This window comes from Chitinophaga alhagiae (assembly GCF_003568665.1).
GTDB classification, from domain to species: domain Bacteria; phylum Bacteroidota; class Bacteroidia; order Chitinophagales; family Chitinophagaceae; genus Chitinophaga; species Chitinophaga alhagiae.
In genome coordinates, this window is the sequence record NZ_QXMH01000001.1 from 2,506,102 (window position 1) to 2,523,120 (window position 17,019).

General features: G+C 53.2%; 12 protein-coding genes. 7 read left to right on the forward strand and 5 right to left on the reverse strand.

Annotated features, from left to right (window positions below):
• Positions 1 to 56 precede the first annotated feature (56 nt).
• From D3A97_RS10215 to D3A97_RS10230, 4 genes are all read right to left on the reverse strand, one after another.
• On the reverse strand, positions 57 to 914 hold the full coding sequence (locus D3A97_RS10215; RefSeq protein ID WP_232825914.1) for an SMP-30/gluconolactonase/LRE family protein: 858 nt from the start codon (positions 912 to 914) through the stop codon (positions 57 to 59).
• A gap of 116 nt (positions 915 to 1,030) precedes the next feature.
• Positions 1,031 to 2,764, reverse strand: coding sequence for an ATP-binding response regulator (locus D3A97_RS10220; protein ID WP_198673917.1), 1,734 nt, complete (start codon positions 2,762 to 2,764; stop codon positions 1,031 to 1,033).
• 197 nt (positions 2,765 to 2,961) lie between these two features.
• Complete coding sequence (locus tag D3A97_RS10225; protein WP_157986464.1) at positions 2,962 to 5,613, reverse strand: PKD domain-containing protein; 2,652 nt, start codon at positions 5,611 to 5,613, stop codon at positions 2,962 to 2,964.
• A gap of 87 nt (positions 5,614 to 5,700) precedes the next feature.
• The gene (locus D3A97_RS10230; protein WP_119078248.1) at positions 5,701 to 6,096 is read right to left on the reverse strand and encodes a response regulator; all 396 of its coding nucleotides are present in this window, start codon (positions 6,094 to 6,096) and stop codon (positions 5,701 to 5,703) included.
• Between the two features lie 171 nt (positions 6,097 to 6,267).
• On the opposite strand from D3A97_RS10230, the gene D3A97_RS24825 reads away from it, so the two are divergent.
• The 3 genes from D3A97_RS24825 to D3A97_RS10240 all read left to right on the forward strand — a co-directional run bounded on the left by D3A97_RS24825 (position 6,268) and on the right by D3A97_RS10240 (position 9,566).
• A complete protein-coding gene (locus D3A97_RS24825; protein WP_157986465.1) occupies positions 6,268 to 6,444 on the forward strand; it encodes a hypothetical protein in 177 nt (58 codons plus the stop codon).
• 75 nt (positions 6,445 to 6,519) lie between these two features.
• Positions 6,520 to 8,037 (forward strand): sulfatase family protein, encoded by a 1,518-nt coding sequence (locus tag D3A97_RS10235; protein ID WP_119078249.1) that lies wholly within the window; start codon positions 6,520 to 6,522, stop codon positions 8,035 to 8,037.
• Positions 8,038 to 8,054: 17 nt separating this feature from the next.
• The gene (locus D3A97_RS10240) at positions 8,055 to 9,566 is read left to right on the forward strand and encodes a sulfatase family protein (protein ID WP_198673918.1); all 1,512 of its coding nucleotides are present in this window, start codon (positions 8,055 to 8,057) and stop codon (positions 9,564 to 9,566) included.
• Between the two features lie 125 nt (positions 9,567 to 9,691).
• Here D3A97_RS10240 and D3A97_RS10245 read toward each other — a convergent pair whose 3' ends face one another.
• Positions 9,692 to 10,642 (reverse strand): aldo/keto reductase, encoded by a 951-nt coding sequence (locus D3A97_RS10245; protein ID WP_119078251.1) that lies wholly within the window; start codon positions 10,640 to 10,642, stop codon positions 9,692 to 9,694.
• 38 nt (positions 10,643 to 10,680) lie between these two features.
• Here D3A97_RS10245 and D3A97_RS10250 point away from each other — a divergent pair, with 38 nt between their 5' ends.
• The 4 genes from D3A97_RS10250 (at position 10,681) to D3A97_RS10265 (ending at position 17,015) form a co-directional block, all read left to right on the forward strand.
• Positions 10,681 to 11,646, forward strand: a complete 966-nt coding sequence (locus tag D3A97_RS10250) for a 2-hydroxyacid dehydrogenase (protein WP_119078252.1) — start codon at positions 10,681 to 10,683, stop codon at positions 11,644 to 11,646.
• 58 nt (positions 11,647 to 11,704) lie between these two features.
• Positions 11,705 to 12,304 (forward strand): RNA polymerase sigma factor, encoded by a 600-nt coding sequence (locus tag D3A97_RS10255; protein WP_119078253.1) that lies wholly within the window; start codon positions 11,705 to 11,707, stop codon positions 12,302 to 12,304.
• Positions 12,305 to 12,511: 207 nt separating this feature from the next.
• Complete coding sequence (locus tag D3A97_RS10260; protein ID WP_119078254.1) at positions 12,512 to 13,645, forward strand: FecR family protein; 1,134 nt, start codon at positions 12,512 to 12,514, stop codon at positions 13,643 to 13,645.
• Between the two features lie 178 nt (positions 13,646 to 13,823).
• Positions 13,824 to 17,015, forward strand: a complete 3,192-nt coding sequence (locus D3A97_RS10265) for a SusC/RagA family TonB-linked outer membrane protein (RefSeq protein WP_157986466.1) — start codon at positions 13,824 to 13,826, stop codon at positions 17,013 to 17,015.
• Positions 17,016 to 17,019 lie beyond the last annotated feature (4 nt).

Consider the following 17,019-nt stretch of genomic DNA (forward strand, 5'->3'; position numbering starts at 1 on the left):
ACGGCAGACGCTCTTTTGCGGGAGCCGTGGCCCCCGCAAAAGGCGTGCAGCAGTGATTATTTTGCCGGTTTTAACTGATAGGCGGTCACTTTGTTGCCGAAAAAGGTGGGCACGTATACAATGCGCTTTTGAGCATCATACCCGATATCTGCCGTTTGCAGCTTTTCGCCCTGCGTGTCAAGCATTTTGATGGCGGTGCCGGCCTGGATGTCTACATAAAATATTTCGCCCTGCCAGCAAGACACTATGTATTCATTGCCTTTTACGTGTTCAATGCCGTCTGTTCCCTTGGTCACGTCTGCCAGCTTGGTGAGCGTATTGTCTTTTTCCGCGCGTTTCACAGCGCCCGCGTCCAGCACCAGCAACTGCCCCTGGCTGAAGAGCAGGCCGTTGGGGCCTCTCAGCCCGCTGTGCGCACTGTCAAGCAGCAGCGCGGATTTACCGTTCTCGTAAGTATGTACCGTTTTCTTGCGGGAGTCAGACACGTATACCGTGCCTTTGGGGCTTACTGTAATATCGTTCAGGTTTTCCGCTCCTTCAACCGTGTGGCGGGTCACAACGGCGCCCTTGCTGATGTCTATGACCACAATGGTGTTCAGGTCAGCCACATAGAGGTGATTGCCGTGTACGCCCATGCCTTTGGGGGCGTCAAAACCGTCTACCCACTTCAGGTTGGTCACCTTTCCGTCAACAGATACCTGGGAGATGAAGCCTTTCCCGTCTTTGCCCCAAGGGGCGCCGTCTATATTGGCCACATACAGTACGTTCCTTTTGGCGTCAAAGTAAACAGACTCCGGCACCCGCAGCGTAGTGTCAGTGGTCCATTGTTTTTCCAGGGTAGGCTGTTGGGCAACGGCGCGGGCCAGTGGCAGCGCGGCGCATAGCATGCAGAGGATAGCAGATCGTAGTTTCATAACGAGACAAGATTAGAAGATAAATTTAATAAATATTGTATGTCCGGAGACTTTTTGCGCTTATTTTTCAGGTGCTCCCGGTAAACCGCGCAATTATTGTACCGCTATGAAAAATATCAATCAGACTCCGCGCCGGTAAGGTGTTTTTCCAGCACCAGCCGCAGCGCCGTAAATTCAATAGGTTTGGTAACATAGTCGCAGGCGCCTTCCCGCATAAAACCGGCCGCTGTTTCTGTAAAAGCGTCGCCGGAGGCAATAATAACGGGGATGCGGCGCAGGCCGGGGTCGTTCTTCAGGTGCAGGAGGGTTTCCCGCCCGTTCATTTTTGGCATATGGGAATCGAGGATGATGAGGTCTGGCGCCTGCTCCCGGGCCATGGTCAAGCCTTCTACGCCATTATTGGCAGTGAGCACCCTCACCCCGCTGTTCAGGAGAAAGTTTTTCAGGATCACCTGGTTCATCTTGTCATCTTCTATCACCAGTACCGTTTTGCTGCTGAACTTCCGCTCGTGCGGCCGTGCCGGCGAGGCCTGCGGGTGGGTGGTATCCGAACCGGAGAGCGGGAAATATACCGTAAAGGTGGTGCTGGTGTTTTCCCGGCATTCTACCGTAATATTCCCTTCCAGCAGCTCGGCAAAATGTTTGGAGATATGCAGGCCCAGCCCGGTGCCTTCTATGAAGGAGCTTTTTTCACCTACAAAAGGCTCAAAGATGCGTACCAGCTTGTCCTGCTCAATGCCGCCGCCCTGGTCGGTAACGCTTACGTACCATTCCATACCCTGCACGCCCGCCCTGATGGCAATGTCGCTTTTGGGCCGGGTGAATTTGATGGCATTCATCAGCAGGTTGTTGATGATCTGCGAGAACTTGGTCTCGTCTGTCATCACTTTTTCCGGCAGGGCCTCAGAAAAAATAAGATCGATGTGTACGGATTTGGTATTGGCCACATATTCATAAATATTGGCAATGTTGCAGAGCGTTTTGCGCACGTCCATCTTCCGGTACCTGACCTCATCCAGCTGGCCCGCTTCAATGCGGGAAAGCTCCAGTACATTATTGATGATCTCCCGCATGTTAAAGCTGGCGGAGTACAGGCTGTCTACCAGCGAGGGCAGGGTGGCGCTTATTTTCCCGCTTTTCAGGTCCATCTGCATCAGCTGTACGATGCCGAAAATGGCGTTCAACGGGTTGCGTAGCTCGTGGCTGGTTTCCTGCAGAAATACTTTTCTTGACTGGTTGGCTTTTTCCAGCTCCAGTGTACGGGCCTTCAGGGTGAGCATCAGCCCGTTGGTCATTTTTTTATAGAAGAGAATGCAGATGGTATTGAGACTGAGAATGACCAGTATGTAACACCAGCGGATAATAAAAGTAGTGTTGTGCTCAAAAACAAAGGGCCGTACCCATCCCGCAAAATAAAATGCTTCTGTGACCAGCAGGCCGCCTGCGGTTACGCAGAAGCAGATCAGGATAGACCTTTTCTTTTTGTATACAAGGAAGGTAGCGCTGATCATGAACAGCAGCACCAGCGTAATTTCTATGACGGTGCCCAGTAATACGCCGAAGTATACGGCCCATACCGCCTGGAAGCACATCATGCAAAGACTGGCGGCCTCATAACGGCGCTTGTGGTTGAGCCAGATCACAAAAAAGAAACTGAGACCTTCTATCAGGGCGGGCACCAGTATCTGGAGCTTGCCCGTTATGAAGTAGAAGACCGGCCCCATGCTGATGGCCAGCAGGGCGGTAACCAGGCTCAATGAATTAATGATGCGTATTCTCTGCTGTTGTTCTTCTGCCAGGTTTTGGGAACCAAAGGAAATTATCTCAGCCAGGGGTTGGAATAGTTTCATGATATTGGATCTTACACAGGGCGGTACAAGTTTTTTTACAGGATGTGTCCCATAAATGTAAGCAATCGGATCGTCCCCGCAAAATTGATCCATGCAAACGAGTTTGCTTCAGGGGAGCATAGCAAAGGCCGGTCTTTGGAGCAGCCGTTTTTTCCATCCTTCTGCGTATTAATCACTAAGACCGTACCTGGTGCCTACTAACGCAATAAGGTAGCCGTACCCGTCAGGTAAAAATCATACCCCAGGTAATCTTTCGCTTTTACCTGCCAGACGTATACACCGGTGTTCTGCAACGTTCCGTTGATGCGCCCGTTCCAGCCCATGCCGTTTTGCCGGCCGCTGTATACCAGTTGCCCCCAGCGGTTGTATACCATAAAGTACTCTATTTCCTGTATGCCTACGGCAATGGGGCGCAACTGGTCATTCAGCCCGTCGTTGTTGGGTGTGAAGGCCGTGGGTACAAACACCTGCGGCAGGGTATTGTACACTTTCACGTTCATGAAGGCGGAGTCTGCGCAACCTGCTTCGTTCTGCACAATTACTGTATACCGGAAGGCGCGGGTGGGGGAGTTGAAGAGGGCTACGGGATCGGGGATGGAAGTGGAGGAAAGCCCCTGCGCCGGAGACCACGTGTAGTGTATACCGCCGGAGGCGTTCAGCTGCAGCGGCTGCCCCAGCACAATGGCCGTGTCCCGCCCGGCAAAGGCGTCTATTTTAGGCAGCACCCGTACTACCACGGTATCCCGCACGGGTTTGGGGCAGCCTTTGTTGTCTGTAACGGTTAAAACATAGGCAGCGGTGGAGGCAGGGCGAACTACCGGCTCCAGTGAGGCGGCGGGCACCCCGTTGGCGTCTGCGGTTTGCCAGGTGTAAGTGTTGCCGTCCGTAGCGCCGTGAAGCTGGGCCGCGTTCTCAAAACAGATCACCGTGTCTGCACCCGCGGAAGCGCGGGGATAGGGCACGGTAATAACCGTCATATCTGCTGTGGCCCTGCATTGGCTGATGCTGGCCGTTACGGAGAAGGTGGTGGTTTGCGTAACGGTGGCCGTGGGGTTCTTCAGATCCGGAAAGTTGAGGGGAGCAGCCGGCGCCCATGTAAACAACAGGCCATTGGTAGATGGCCGCAACTGGATCGCATCTCCCTGGCAGATCACCGTGTCTGCCGGAAGCTGCAAACTAACGTGGTCCACTACACGAACGGTTACGGAATCGCGGTTGAGGCAGCCGTTCTGGTCCAGGTCCACATAATATTTGGTGTCTGTTACGGGAGATACGTATGGCGCCGCGGTATTCGCGCCCGTGATCTGGGCCGCGGGCGTCCAGCTAAAAACGCCGGTGCCTGTGGCCTGCAGCTGCAGCTGGTCTGGCGGGCAGATGAGCGTATCCCGGAAGCGCAGGCCAACGGGCGGTTTATCAAGAATATCTACCGGGTTGAACAGGGTGTCTTTGCAACCATCGGTATTGTGTACAATGAGGCGAACGTTCTTGTTGCCCGTAGCCGGGTAGGTATAGGAGGGATGTTGCTCAGCGGAGAAATCTGTTTGCAGGGAGGGTTCGCCAAAATCCCAGTCCCAGAAATTGACGGCGCCGGTAACGGTGGTGGTCTCGTCGTGAAACAGCACGGGCCTGTTGATGCAGGTACCGGTGCTGGTGAACGCCGGTATGAAACCCGGGTATACCAGTGCCTGTGCCTCCGTGGAGTCCGGGCATTGCAGGCCCCTGTTGGTGGCCAGCTTGATGGTGTAGGTGCCGGGTGTGGTGAAGGTGTGGTCTGCCACGGCGTTGGTAGAAGAGTACACCACGTTGCCGGCGCTGTTCCTGAACTCCCAGAAATAAGAAGCAATGAGCGGGCTGTTGGAAAGGTTGCCTACGGTCAGCTGTGTGGAATTGCGGCAGAGCATGTATTCCGGCTGCAGGGTAGCGGCGGCCACCGTGCAGCCGGTAATATTGATCTGCAGGTCTTTTCGTTGGGTGGCAATGGCTACGCCGTTGCGGATCTCCTGTACGCAAACGGTTACTACGTAAATGCCCGTGCCGGGGGCAATGCCGGTGATGAGGCCGGTATTCGGGTCTATATGTACGCGGTTGCCCAGTGGCGCTCCGCTGCTGAAGCCGGTCCCATACGGCACGGAATAATATGGCGGTGGCACGGGAGGCTGGCTGTTATTGCCGCCGATACCTCCTCCTCCTCCGCCGCCCCCACCTCCACCAATACCGCCGCCGCCGGAGTAACCGAGGGTCTGGTAGGCTTCGCAGAAATAGTAGCGCAACTGGTCACGGTCAGGGTCTTCCGCGGCAAAACTGTAGGAAAAAGCATTGTCCGCGCAAATGGTCACCAGGTCGCTGCCTGTAAAATACGCGCTGCTGTTGGTGGCCGCCAGCGTACCTGGTATTTCGGCGGTATATGTGGCGCCAATTCGCCCGTAACCCGGTTCCAGGTTGTTGATGGCATCTACCCGGTTGGTTACCTGGGAAGTAAGCGTATACCCGTCTGCCGAGGGCGGAAGGGATATATTAAATTCCCAGTACCCTACCAGGTAACAAATGAACGGAGCGCGGGTAATGCAAGGGTCTGTGCTGGTGGTGCTCAACTCTTCCTCCCGTGAGAGGGGTACCTGCAGCTCGTTGATCTTCTCGCCGGTATTGCGGTTGAAAATGCCGATGTAGGTGGGGTTCGCAAATTGCCTGTTGGCGGTAAAACAGCTTCTGAACTGCTTGAGCGTTACGCGGTAGTTGTGCAGGCCGTTGGAAAAGCCCGTGTAAGTATAATACATCTCCCCGCCGGTGATATGATCGGCCCTGGCGGAGAAAGCCGCCGCCATAAGAATCAGCAACAGAACTCGCTTCATGCAGATGTGTTTGTACTATTCAGGGTGTTTACGGAAACCCCGGTGTACCGGTTGCTCTGCAGGCATATGTCAGGTCGGAAAAAACGGTTATTTGGTAGCCGGGAACAGCAGGCCGTGCAACATGCCCACCAGTTCCGAAAACTTTTCCGGCTTTGTGATGAACTGGTCTGCGCCCAGCAGCTTCGCTTCCTGAACGATCTTCATATCCGATGCGGTAGAAAACACGATCACCGGTATGTCTTTGGCCTTGTGACCGGCTTTTACTTCCCGTAAAAACTGCACTCCGTTCATCATGGGCATGTTCAGGTCAAGGAATATCAGGTCAGGTAACGCCACTGCCTCGTTCAGATGCATAATGGCCTCATAACCGTTGGCGGCGATGGAACAAACTATTCCACTGTCTATGAATGCAAGTGCTGATGTGAAGATTTCCTGATCGTCAATATCGTCTTCAATCAGCAATATCGAGGGCGTTGTTATCATGCTTAAAACGGTATGTAAACTGAGAAAATTTTGGCTGAAAATGAATTATGAAAAACCTGTATTTGTTTTGCGCCTTACTTTTCAGGGTAACTCACTACTGTTAATTTAATCAATTTAAACGAGATTTTCCGGGTGGCATGTTTTTTTTGGTACTTTTTGAAAACAAAGATCATGAAAACATCGGGAAGCCGGCAGAACAAGCAGTCAAAACAGGGCATGGTACACACGCCCCGCCCGGAAATAAGGGATAACCTGGACAGTCGAAAGAACGAAGAACAGGACCTGAAAGGCGATGACGTGACACATAATAAAAAAGCCCGGAAAACACCGCGTACGAAAAAGAAATAACGGGCAAATTGCTCTACAGTATGCGGTATGTTTTCTATATTGTATCCGCAGTTGACCTAAAACAACTGCGTTTGTATGAAAAAGTTACTCTTTGCAATGCTGGCATTAATGGCCGGCCAATGTTTGTATGCACAGCAAAAGCCCAATGTTGTTATTATCTACGCAGATGACCTGGGTTACGGGGACCTGAGCTGTTATGGCGCCACCAAAATACAAACGCCGCATATTGATCAGTTGGCCAGGGAAGGTATCCGTTTCACCAACGGCCATACTACTTCCGCCACCTGCACGCCCTCGCGTTTCGGGCTGCTCACCGGGCGTTATCCCTGGCGTAAAAGCGGCACCGGCGTATTGCCGGGAGACGCGGCCATGATCATTCCGGTAGACAAACCTTCGCTGGCCACCATGATGCAAAAGGCGGGCTATATGACCGCGCTGGTAGGCAAATGGCACCTGGGCCTGGGAGATGGCAGCACCATTGACTGGAACCGGGAAGTGAAGCCCGGGCCTAATGAAGTGGGCTTCCATTATTCCTTCTGTTTCCCCGCCACGGCAGACCGCGTGCCTACCGTTTTCCTGGAGGACCACACTGTGCTGGGCCTGGATAAAAATGATCCCATTGAAGTGAACTATAAAGAAAAGGTAGGGGATGACCCCACCGGCAAGGAACACCCTGAGCTGCTGAAGATGGCCTCCTCTCCGGACCATGGGCATAACAACACCATTGTGAACGGCATTGGCCGTATCGGTTTTATGAAAGGCGGCCACAAGGCCCGCTGGACGGACGAAGAACTGGCATATGCCTTTACGGAAAGGGCCGAAAAATTTATTGAGGACAACCGGCAACGGCCCTTCTTCCTCTACTTTGCACTAAGCGATATACATGTGCCGCGCATGCCGGCCACTGCCTTCAAAGGCAAAAGCGGCCTGGGATACCGGGGAGACGCTATCCTGCAAATGGACTGGACGGTGGGCCGTATTACCCGGAAGCTGCGCCAGCTGGGGCTGGAAAAAAACACCATCGTTATTTTTTCCAGTGACAACGGCCCGGTGCTGGACGATGGTTATGTAGATGAAGCCGTAACCATGCTGAATGGCCACAAACAGGCCGGCCCCCTGCGAGGCGGTAAATACAGTGCTTTTGAAGGCGGTACCCGCGTGCCCTGGATCGTGCGCTGGCCGGCCACTATTAAAGGCGGCCAGACCTCCAATGCGCTCATCAGCCAGATAGACCTGTATGCCAGCTTTGCCCGGCTCACCGGCCAGCCACTTGGCGCTGACGATGCGCCAGACAGCTTCAACATGCTGAACGCTTTAACCGGCAAAGATCCGAAAGGCCGCTCCTGGCTGATCCTGCAGGGAGGCCCGCTCTCGCTGGTACAAGGCAACCTGAAATACATCACGCCTGCAGACGGCCCTAAACTCTCCAGGCTGGTAAACATCGAAACCGGCAGGAACACGGAGCCGCAGTTATATGACCTCGGGAAGGACATCGGGGAGCAGCATAACATTGCCGACCAGCATCCCGAAAAAGTAAAAGAAATGGCGGCCGAACTGGAACGCCTGAAAGCCGCAAACAGAACAAGAAAATAATATTTAAAAAAATTACCGTGCGTTATATTTTATTACTGACGCTTTTGTGCCTGAGCGGCGTATTGAACGCCCAGTCCGGCAAAAGGCCTAACATCATTATTATTGTATCAGACGATCATGCCTTTCAGGCCATCAGCGCTTACGGCGGCAACCTGATGCAAACACCGGGCATAGACCGGCTGGCCCGGGAAGGCGCCATATTCAACCATGCGTATGTTACCAATTCTATCTGCGGTCCCAGCAGGGCGGTGATACTCACCGGCAAGTACAGCCACAAGAACGGGTTCAAAGACAATCGCTCCCGGTTCGACGCCGGGCAGGACCAGTTTGCGAAAAGGCTGCGCAGCGCCGGCTATCAAACCGCGTGGATAGGCAAATGGCACCTTAAATCCAAACCGGAGGGCTTCGACTTCTGGCAGATACTGCCCGGCCAGGGCGATTATTATAACCCGGACTTCCTGACCATGGACGGGAAAACCGTACATAAGGAAGGTTATGTGACCAACCTGATCACAGATGATGCGGAGCAGTGGATGAGCGGCAGGGACACCTCCCGCCCCTTCTGCCTTGTTATTGGCCACAAGGCCACGCACCGCACCTGGATACCGGACACCGCAGACCTCGGCCTGTACGACGGGCGCACTTTCCCGCTTCCCGCCAATTTCTACGATGACTACGAAGGGCGGTATGCCGCCGCGCACCAGGATATGAACATTGCCCATACCATGCGCCTGGGGTACGACCTGAAAATGACGCCAGACACAGGCTTTGGCCGGTCAGGCTACATACGGCTGAACCCGGCGCAGCGCGCAAAGTTTGACGCCTACTACAAACCCATTGCCGCAGACCTGGCAGCGCGGAAACTGAGCGGGAAAGAGCTGACGGAATGGAAATACCAGCGTTATATGAAAGACTACCTGGCCACCGCCGCCTCACTAGACCGTAATATTGCCCGTGTGCTCAATTACCTGGACGCACATCACCTTAGCGAGAACACCATGGTGATCTATTTATCTGACCAGGGTTTCTACATGGGTGAACATGGCTGGTTCGACAAACGCTTCATGTACGAAGAATCTTTCCGCACGCCCATGGTGGCGCGTTACCCGGGCGTGTTGAAGCCGGGCAGCGTTATCAATGGCCTGGTGATGAACCTGGACATTGCGCCTACCTGCCTGGATGCCGCGGGTGTGGCCATACCGGCAGCCGTGCAGGGAAGATCTTTTCTGCCGCTGCTGAAACAGCCGGATGCCCGCTGGCGGAAATCATTGTATTATCACTACTATGAGAGAGGGGAACATTCCGTGATACCGCATTTTGGCGTGCGCACGGAACGGTACAAGCTCATCCGCTTTTATAATGGCGCTGACAAATGGGAGCTGTTTGACCTGCAGCAAGACCCTTCTGAAATGAAGAACCTCTACGGCAGAAAAGGCTATGAAAAAATAACGGCCGGCCTGAAAAAGGAACTTGTCAGGCTGATAAAGGAGTATGATGATGAGGACGCGTTGAAGCTGGTGAAGCAGTAAATGCAGCCGCGGCAATGGGGGCAGGAAATACATGAAGGCAGTGACAGGCCCTTGCCTGAAAATAGCCGGTGCCACCACCGTATGTTACTTTGCACTTTCTGAAACCGCCCTCAGTGCAGGTCTCTTTAATACCCGCTGGCCTCCTCCAACTGCCGGAGGTCTTCTCCGTCCAGTTGCAATAACACCGCATCAAACAGCCCCTGTAACTGCGCCATATTGGTGGCGCTGGCAATGGGGGCTGTAACGCCCGGGCGGTGCATCAGCCATGCCACAGCTACAGTGGCGGGTTTGCTTTGATATTTGGCGGCTACCGCGTCTAGCGCGGCCAGTATGGCATAGCCCCTGGCGTTCAGGTATTTTGAAACATATTTTGTGCGGCTGCTGCCGGCCAGGTCTGCTTCAGAACGGTATTTGCCGGTGAGGAAACCGCTGGCCAGGGCAAAGTAGGGAATAACCCCCAGGTTTTCCGCCGCCGCCAAGGGCGCATAGGCAGTTTCATACTGCTGCCGGTCATACAGGTTGTATTCCGGCTGTAATGACTGGTAGGCAGGGAAACCGGCTTCCCGGCTTACTTTCAGGGATTGCAGCACCCTTTCCGCGCTCATGTTGGAAGTACCGATGGCACGTACCTTGCCGGCGCGCACCACTTCGGCATATGCCTCCATGGTCTCTTCAATGGGCGTGGCGGGATCGTCGTAGTGGGACTGGTACAGGTCTACATGGTCTGTCTGCAGGCGGGCCAGCGAATCATCAATAGACTGCAGGATGTATTTTTTGCGTAATCCTTTCTTTTCTTCGCTGAACACGCCGCCTACTTTTGTGGCCAGCATTATTTTGTGCCGTTTGCCTGTTTGTTTCAGCCACCTGCCGATCATTCTTTCGGAATCTCCGCCGGTATTGCCCGGCACCCGCACCGTATAGATGTCAGCGGTATCTACCGCGTTAAAGCCCGCATTGGTAAAAGCGTCCAGCAGCCGGAAAGACATTTTTTCATCAGCTGTCCATCCAAAAACATTGCCGCCGAACATCAGCGGCGCTATGGTCAATCCGGAATTACCCAGTGGTCTCATTTCCATGAAACAAAAGTCGGCATTTAATTATGTAATTTCAAAGCATGAAAGCATTCGTCACCAGAAAGATACCAGACGTAGGATTGCAATTGCTGCGCGCCGCGGGAGTAGAAGTAACGGCACACACGGAAAAACGGGAGCTGGCGCAGGAAGAACTGATCACGGCCTGCCTGCGGCATGATGCATTGCTGAGCGTAGGCGGCCGCAACAAGATAGATGCGGTGTTCCTCAACGCCTGCAGTCATTTGAAAGTAGTATCGCTGATGTCTGTAGGGTATGATAATGTTGATGTGGTGGCGGCCAGGGAGCTGGGCATTCCCATTGGGCATACGCCCGGGGTATTGAGCAACGCCACGGCAGATACGGCATTTCTGCTGATGATGGCGGTAGCGCGCAAGGCCTTTTACCTGCACAATACCATAGCCCGCGGAGAATGGGGCTTTTTTGAGCCTACCAGGAACCTGGGCGTGGAGCTGAACGGCAAAACGCTGGGCGTGTTCGGGCTGGGCAAAATAGGCATGGCGCTGGCGCGTAAATGCAGGGGTGCGTATGATATGCCGCTGATCTATCACAACCGCGGCCGTAATGAAGCGGCGGAGCAGGAGCTGGGCGCGCGCTGGGTGCCGTTTGACGAATTGCTGCGTGAAAGTGACGTGCTGTCTCTCCACGCTGCCCTCACGCCGGAAACGAAGGGCCTGTTCAATGAAGCGGCGTTCGGGAAAATGAAACAGTCCTCCATTTTTATCAATACCGCCCGCGGCGCCATGCATAACGAGCAGCATCTGCTCCGGGCCCTGCAGGAAGAACAGATATGGGGCGCCGGGCTGGATGTGACCAATCCAGAGCCGATGGACCCTGATAACCCGCTGCTGAACATGCCTAACGTGGCCGTGCTCCCGCATATCGGCTCTGCAACAGTAGAAGCGCGCAACGGCATGGCCGTAATGGCCGCCCAAAACCTCATTGCTGGCCTGAAAGGAGAGCCGCTGCCCTTTGCCGTAAAGGGCTGAAGCAGTAATTGTGCGGGCCTTTTTGTATTTTTAGGCTCACTTAAGGGAGGCTGATTATTTGGGAATTGCTGAGAACATAACGGAAGATGAACTGTTGGAGCGTATTGCCAGGGGAAACCAGGAGGCATTCCAGGTAATATTTCGCCGGCATTATAAGGCACTGTGCTACTTTGCCGCATCTATTACACAAGATGCGCAGGAGGCGGAAGACCTTGTGCAGGAAACTTTTTCCAAACTGTGGGACAAGCGGGCGGATTTTCCCACCACCACCGCCATAAAGGCCTTTCTTTATATCAGCACTAAAAATGCCTGCCTGAACTATATCCGTCAGAAACACCGCCAAACGGAAAAGGAAAAAGAATTTTCGTACCTCCAGGAAGAAGCCCCCGCAGATTTTGACCCCCTCATGGCAGATGTGGAGATCATCGGGGAGCTGTACGCCGAAATAGAACAACTACCACCGCAATGCCGCCGTGTTTTTACGATGAGTTACCTGGAAGGGCGGAAAAATGAAGAGATTGCCGGCCTGCTGGGCGTTTCCTACAATACCGTGCGTACCCAGAAACTCCGTGCCCTCAAACTCATACGGGCCTCCCTGCTGAAAAAGGACCTGCTTCCTGCTTTCATTTTATACATGGCCTTGATGAATATGCGTTAGGCCTTCACCCTGGCATCTGTCAATTGTTATCGGGATGGCTCAACAGGAAGGAATAATGCATACCTATAAAACGGACTGTCTTGTAACCTGTTGATTATTAGTTATTTGCTTCTTCTTTTATAGTCGTCTAAAGATTTTTTCAAAAAAAATGCTCGTTTCTTTTCATCGAAACGAACGAATTGGTGTTTCTATAGTAAATCATCAAAATTGCAAAGGATATCTTTTCTCATACTCCGGCATTTACGGGAGGAGCTAACGGACGCCGAGCAGGAAGAACTGCAGGCCTGGGTGAACGCTGCTGCCGATAACCGCCGCTTTTTTGAAGAATGCACGCACGACGGGCATTTGCTTGAAAAATTGCAGCAGTATGCGGCGTTTGATGAAACCGCGGCTTGGGAAAAGTTTGCGGGAGCGCATCTCCCTGAAAAAATGCGCGTAGTGAAAAACCGTAACAAATGGTGGGCCGCTGCTGCAGTACTGGTGCTGCTGGCTGGCGCTGCCGCTTATTTGCTGCGCACCGTTCCTTCAGCCCCGGAAATAGCGCAGCAGCCGGCAGTAGTATTGCCGGGCAGCAACAAAGCGGTACTGACCCTGGCAGACGGTTCTGCAGTTACGCTGGATAGTGCGGGTAATCAGGTGATCATGCAGGCTGGCACCGCCATTCGCCAGCAGGGTGGTCTATTGGAATATAAGGATGGGGAACATGCGGCTGTTGGGTTCAATACCCTCCGCACGCCCAGAGGTGGTCAGTTCAAGATCACCCTGGGAGACGGTACGCGGGTATGGCTCAATGCTGCTTCCTCCCTCCGCTATCCCACCGCTTTTACAGAAAATAACAGAACGGTGGAAGTTAGCGGTGAAGCCTATTTTGAAGTAGCGAAAAATGCCGCAAAGCCTTTCCGGGTAAAGATCAATGAAGAAAACACCATTACGGTGCTGGGCACACGTTTTAACGTAAATGCCTATACCGATGAGGCCAGCATTAATACTACACTGCTGGAAGGCTCCGTACAGGTTGCGGCCGGTGCTCAGACCCGCGTGCTGCAGCCTGGTCAGCAGGCGCAGGTAACCGCCGCGGGCATTACGGTGTCTCAGGCAGATACGGAACAGGCCGTTGCATGGAAGAACGAAATATTCAACTTCCGCAATGCAGACGTGAAGGCCGTCATGCGGCAACTATCCCGATGGTACGATGTAGAAGTGGAATACAAGGGCGCGGTGCCCGGCAGCCGTTTCCAGGGCGAAATTCAACGTAACCTCCCCCTGAACGATGTGCTGGATGGCTTGCAGACAACGGGCATCCGCTTTACCCTTGAAGGAAGGAAAATAGTCATCCAATAAAAAACCGGAGGCGCTTGGACCCGCCCCCGGCATAACGTCTGGATGTTTTTTGATATATCAGTATTCTCTATCCAAACAATGCAAATCTATGCAATTGAATCGTCATGTGCAGACCTCATCTATACCGGGGCTGTCACCAACCAGATCAATGTTTCTGCGAACCAAAATCGTACGAATTATGAGATTAACGGTATTGCTGATAATTGCGGGCTGCTTGCGGGTTTCCGCGGCAAGTTACGCGCAATCCGTATCCGTATCGCTAAAGAATGTGCCGCTGGAAGAAGTTTTTGCCACGGTCAAACAGCAAACGGGTTTCCTGTTCTTTTATGACCGGGACATGCTCACGGCCACCAAACCGGTGACCATCAAAGCCAGGAACCAGGCGCTCACAGCGTTCCTGGCCGCTGTGTTCAGCAACCAGCCGCTGGATTATGCCATTAAAGACAAAACTATTTTCCTGAAAAGGAAACCGGTGACCGCACCCGAAACGCCGCAGCAGGCACAACCGCTGACCGGTACTGTAAAAGACCAGGAAGGGCAGGTGCTCATTGGTGTAAGCATCAAGGTAAAGGGCACCACCAAAGGCGTAGTCACAGACGTTAACGGCAAGTTCAGCATTAATGCCGGGCCTGGTGACGTGCTGGTGCTTAGTTACATCGGTTTTGAGCCATATGAGGTACAGGTAAGCAACCAGGGCCCGCTCACGCTGGTGATGAAACCGGCGGTAAGCGCGCTGGACGAAGCGGTGATCATCGGCTATGGCACTACCATCCGCCGTAAGAACACCGGCAGCATTTCTACCGTGCAGAGCAAAGACATTGCGGACCAGCCCGTGCTGGACCCGCTGGCGGCTTTGCAGGGCAGGGTATCCGGCCTTATGATCACTTCCTCCAACGGCCTGCCCGGTTCCAGCTTCAACGTGATGCTGCGCGGCAGGAACTCCATATTGGGGGCAACGGACCCGCTGTACATTGTAGACGGTGTACCTTTCGTGACAGACCCGCTCAACCAGTTCAATTCCGCCAACGGCACGCAAAGCCCGCTGGCCAGCATCAGCCCTGATGATATTGAACGGATAGACATCCTGAAAGATGCGGACGCTACTGCTATTTATGGTTCCCGCGCGGGTAACGGTGTAATATTGATTACTACTAAAAAGGGAAAGGCCGGTCAAACCCGCTTTAACCTCAATGTAACCAGCGGCGGCAGCAAGGTGGCGAACCTGCTGGACATGCTCAATACCCAGCAATACCTTGAAATGCGCAGGGAAGCCTTCGCCAATGACGGTAAAACGCCGGATGAAAACACCGCCCCTGACCTGGTAACCTGGGACCAGAACGCCAATACCAACTGGCAAAAGATGATGATCGGCAATACGGCCAACTTTACGAACGTATCTGCCTCCCTTTCAGGTGGTACGGAGCAAACGCGTTTCCTGTTCAGCGGCACATATGACCATCAGACTACTGTAATGCCCAACAGCCTGCCTTTCAGGAAAGCAGGCTCCCATTTTAGCCTTGACCATACTGGTTTGGGCGGCAAGTTCAAGGCAACCCTGTCAGCTAATTACAACTTCATCCAGGATAAGTCGATTGCAACGGACCTTACCGGTTATTACAACCTGGCGCCTAATTTTCCCATTTATGACTCCACCGGCAAATATTTCTGGTTCGGCAATTCATTCCTGAACCCCGTGGCCATGTTGCACAGAACGTCAGACGCGCGTACCAGTTCCCTGATCGCCAACAGCACACTGCGCTATACTATATTGCCGGGGCTTAATGCAAAGGTGAGCCTTGGGTATACCAAAAGAGACATGAAGCAGGTACAGGCCTATCCGCTCATCTCACAAAACCCGCAAAATACCACGGGAAGTTTCAGTTATTTCGGCAACAGCGATCTGGCCTCCTGGATCGTGGAGCCGCAAATCGACTATACCCGGCAGATCAGCAAGGGCGAGCTGCAGTTGCTGGCCGGCGCTACCTGGCAGGGAGACCTGCTGCAGGGCGAACGCATCAATGCCGAGAACTTTGTGAATGACGGGCTGCTGGAAGACATCAAATCAGCAGGCCGGCTTACGCCTATTTCCTCTACTTATAACTTTTACCGCTATACTTCAGGCTTTGGCCGTATCACGTATAACTGGGACGGCAAGTATATTGTAAATGCCAGTTTCCGCCGGGACGGTTCCACCCGTTTTGGCCCGGACAACCGTTTTGGCAATTTCGGCGCGGTAGGCGCAGCCTGGGTATTTTCAGAGGAAAATTTTCTGCGCAACAACCAGGTGTTGAGCTATGGCAAGTTGAGAGCCAGCGCGGGCGTTACCGGTAGTGACCGCATCGGCAACTATCAATACCTCGAAAGCTGGTCCAGCACTTCTTATCCTTATGACGGTACTCCCGGCCTTACTCCGGCCCGCCTTCCTAACGGCACCTACCGCTGGGAAGAGACCAGAAAGCTGGAAGCCGCACTGGAGCTTGGTTTCTTGCAAGACAAGCTGTTGTTTAATACCAACTTCTACCGTAATGTGTCCAGCAATATGCTGGTAGCCTTCATGCTGTCTCCCCAGGTTGGGTTTACCGAGATTACAGATAACTTCCCGGCTAAAGTGCTGAATACCGGTTGGGAATTTGATCTTACGTCAGTTAATATCCGCAGAAAAGATTTTGAATGGAGAACCATGTTTAACCTGTCTTTCAACAGGAATGAACTGATGGAGTACCCCGGCATTGAATCTTCTACTTATAAGGATGTATACGTGGTGGGCAAATCGCTCTCCATTGTAAAAGGGTTCCGGTTTGGCGGCATAGACCCTGAAACCGGCAAGGCCATCATACTCGCTGCTGACCCTGACAGTCCGCAGGACCCTGATGACTACAACATACTCGGTAAAACCATGCCCGACTTTTTTGGCGGTTTGCAGAATACTTTCAGCTACAAAGGCCTGGAACTGGATGTGTTGTTCCAGTTTGTGAAACAGGAAGGGCCTTTACTGAACTATGGCTACCTGTCACAGGCTTATGGTACTATATATAACAAAGACATCAGCGCATTGGGCCGCTGGCGGCAGAAGGGAGATCAGGCAAGTGTTCCTATGGCCACTACTTTGGCTAACAATTCCTTCTACGACTATTACCGGGTGTCTTCCGGCGTTTGGGGAGATGCCTCTTTCATCCGCCTGAAGAACATAGCGTTGCGTTACAACTTGTCAAAGGTGCTGAGCCGCTATAAGGTAAATAACCTGAGTGTAATATTGTCTGGCCAGAACCTGCTGACCATTACCAGTTACGATGGTTTTGACCCTGAAACCCAGGGGCTGCGCATGCCGCCGATGAAGACGATCACCGCGGGCCTGAAACTGACTTTGTAAAAAC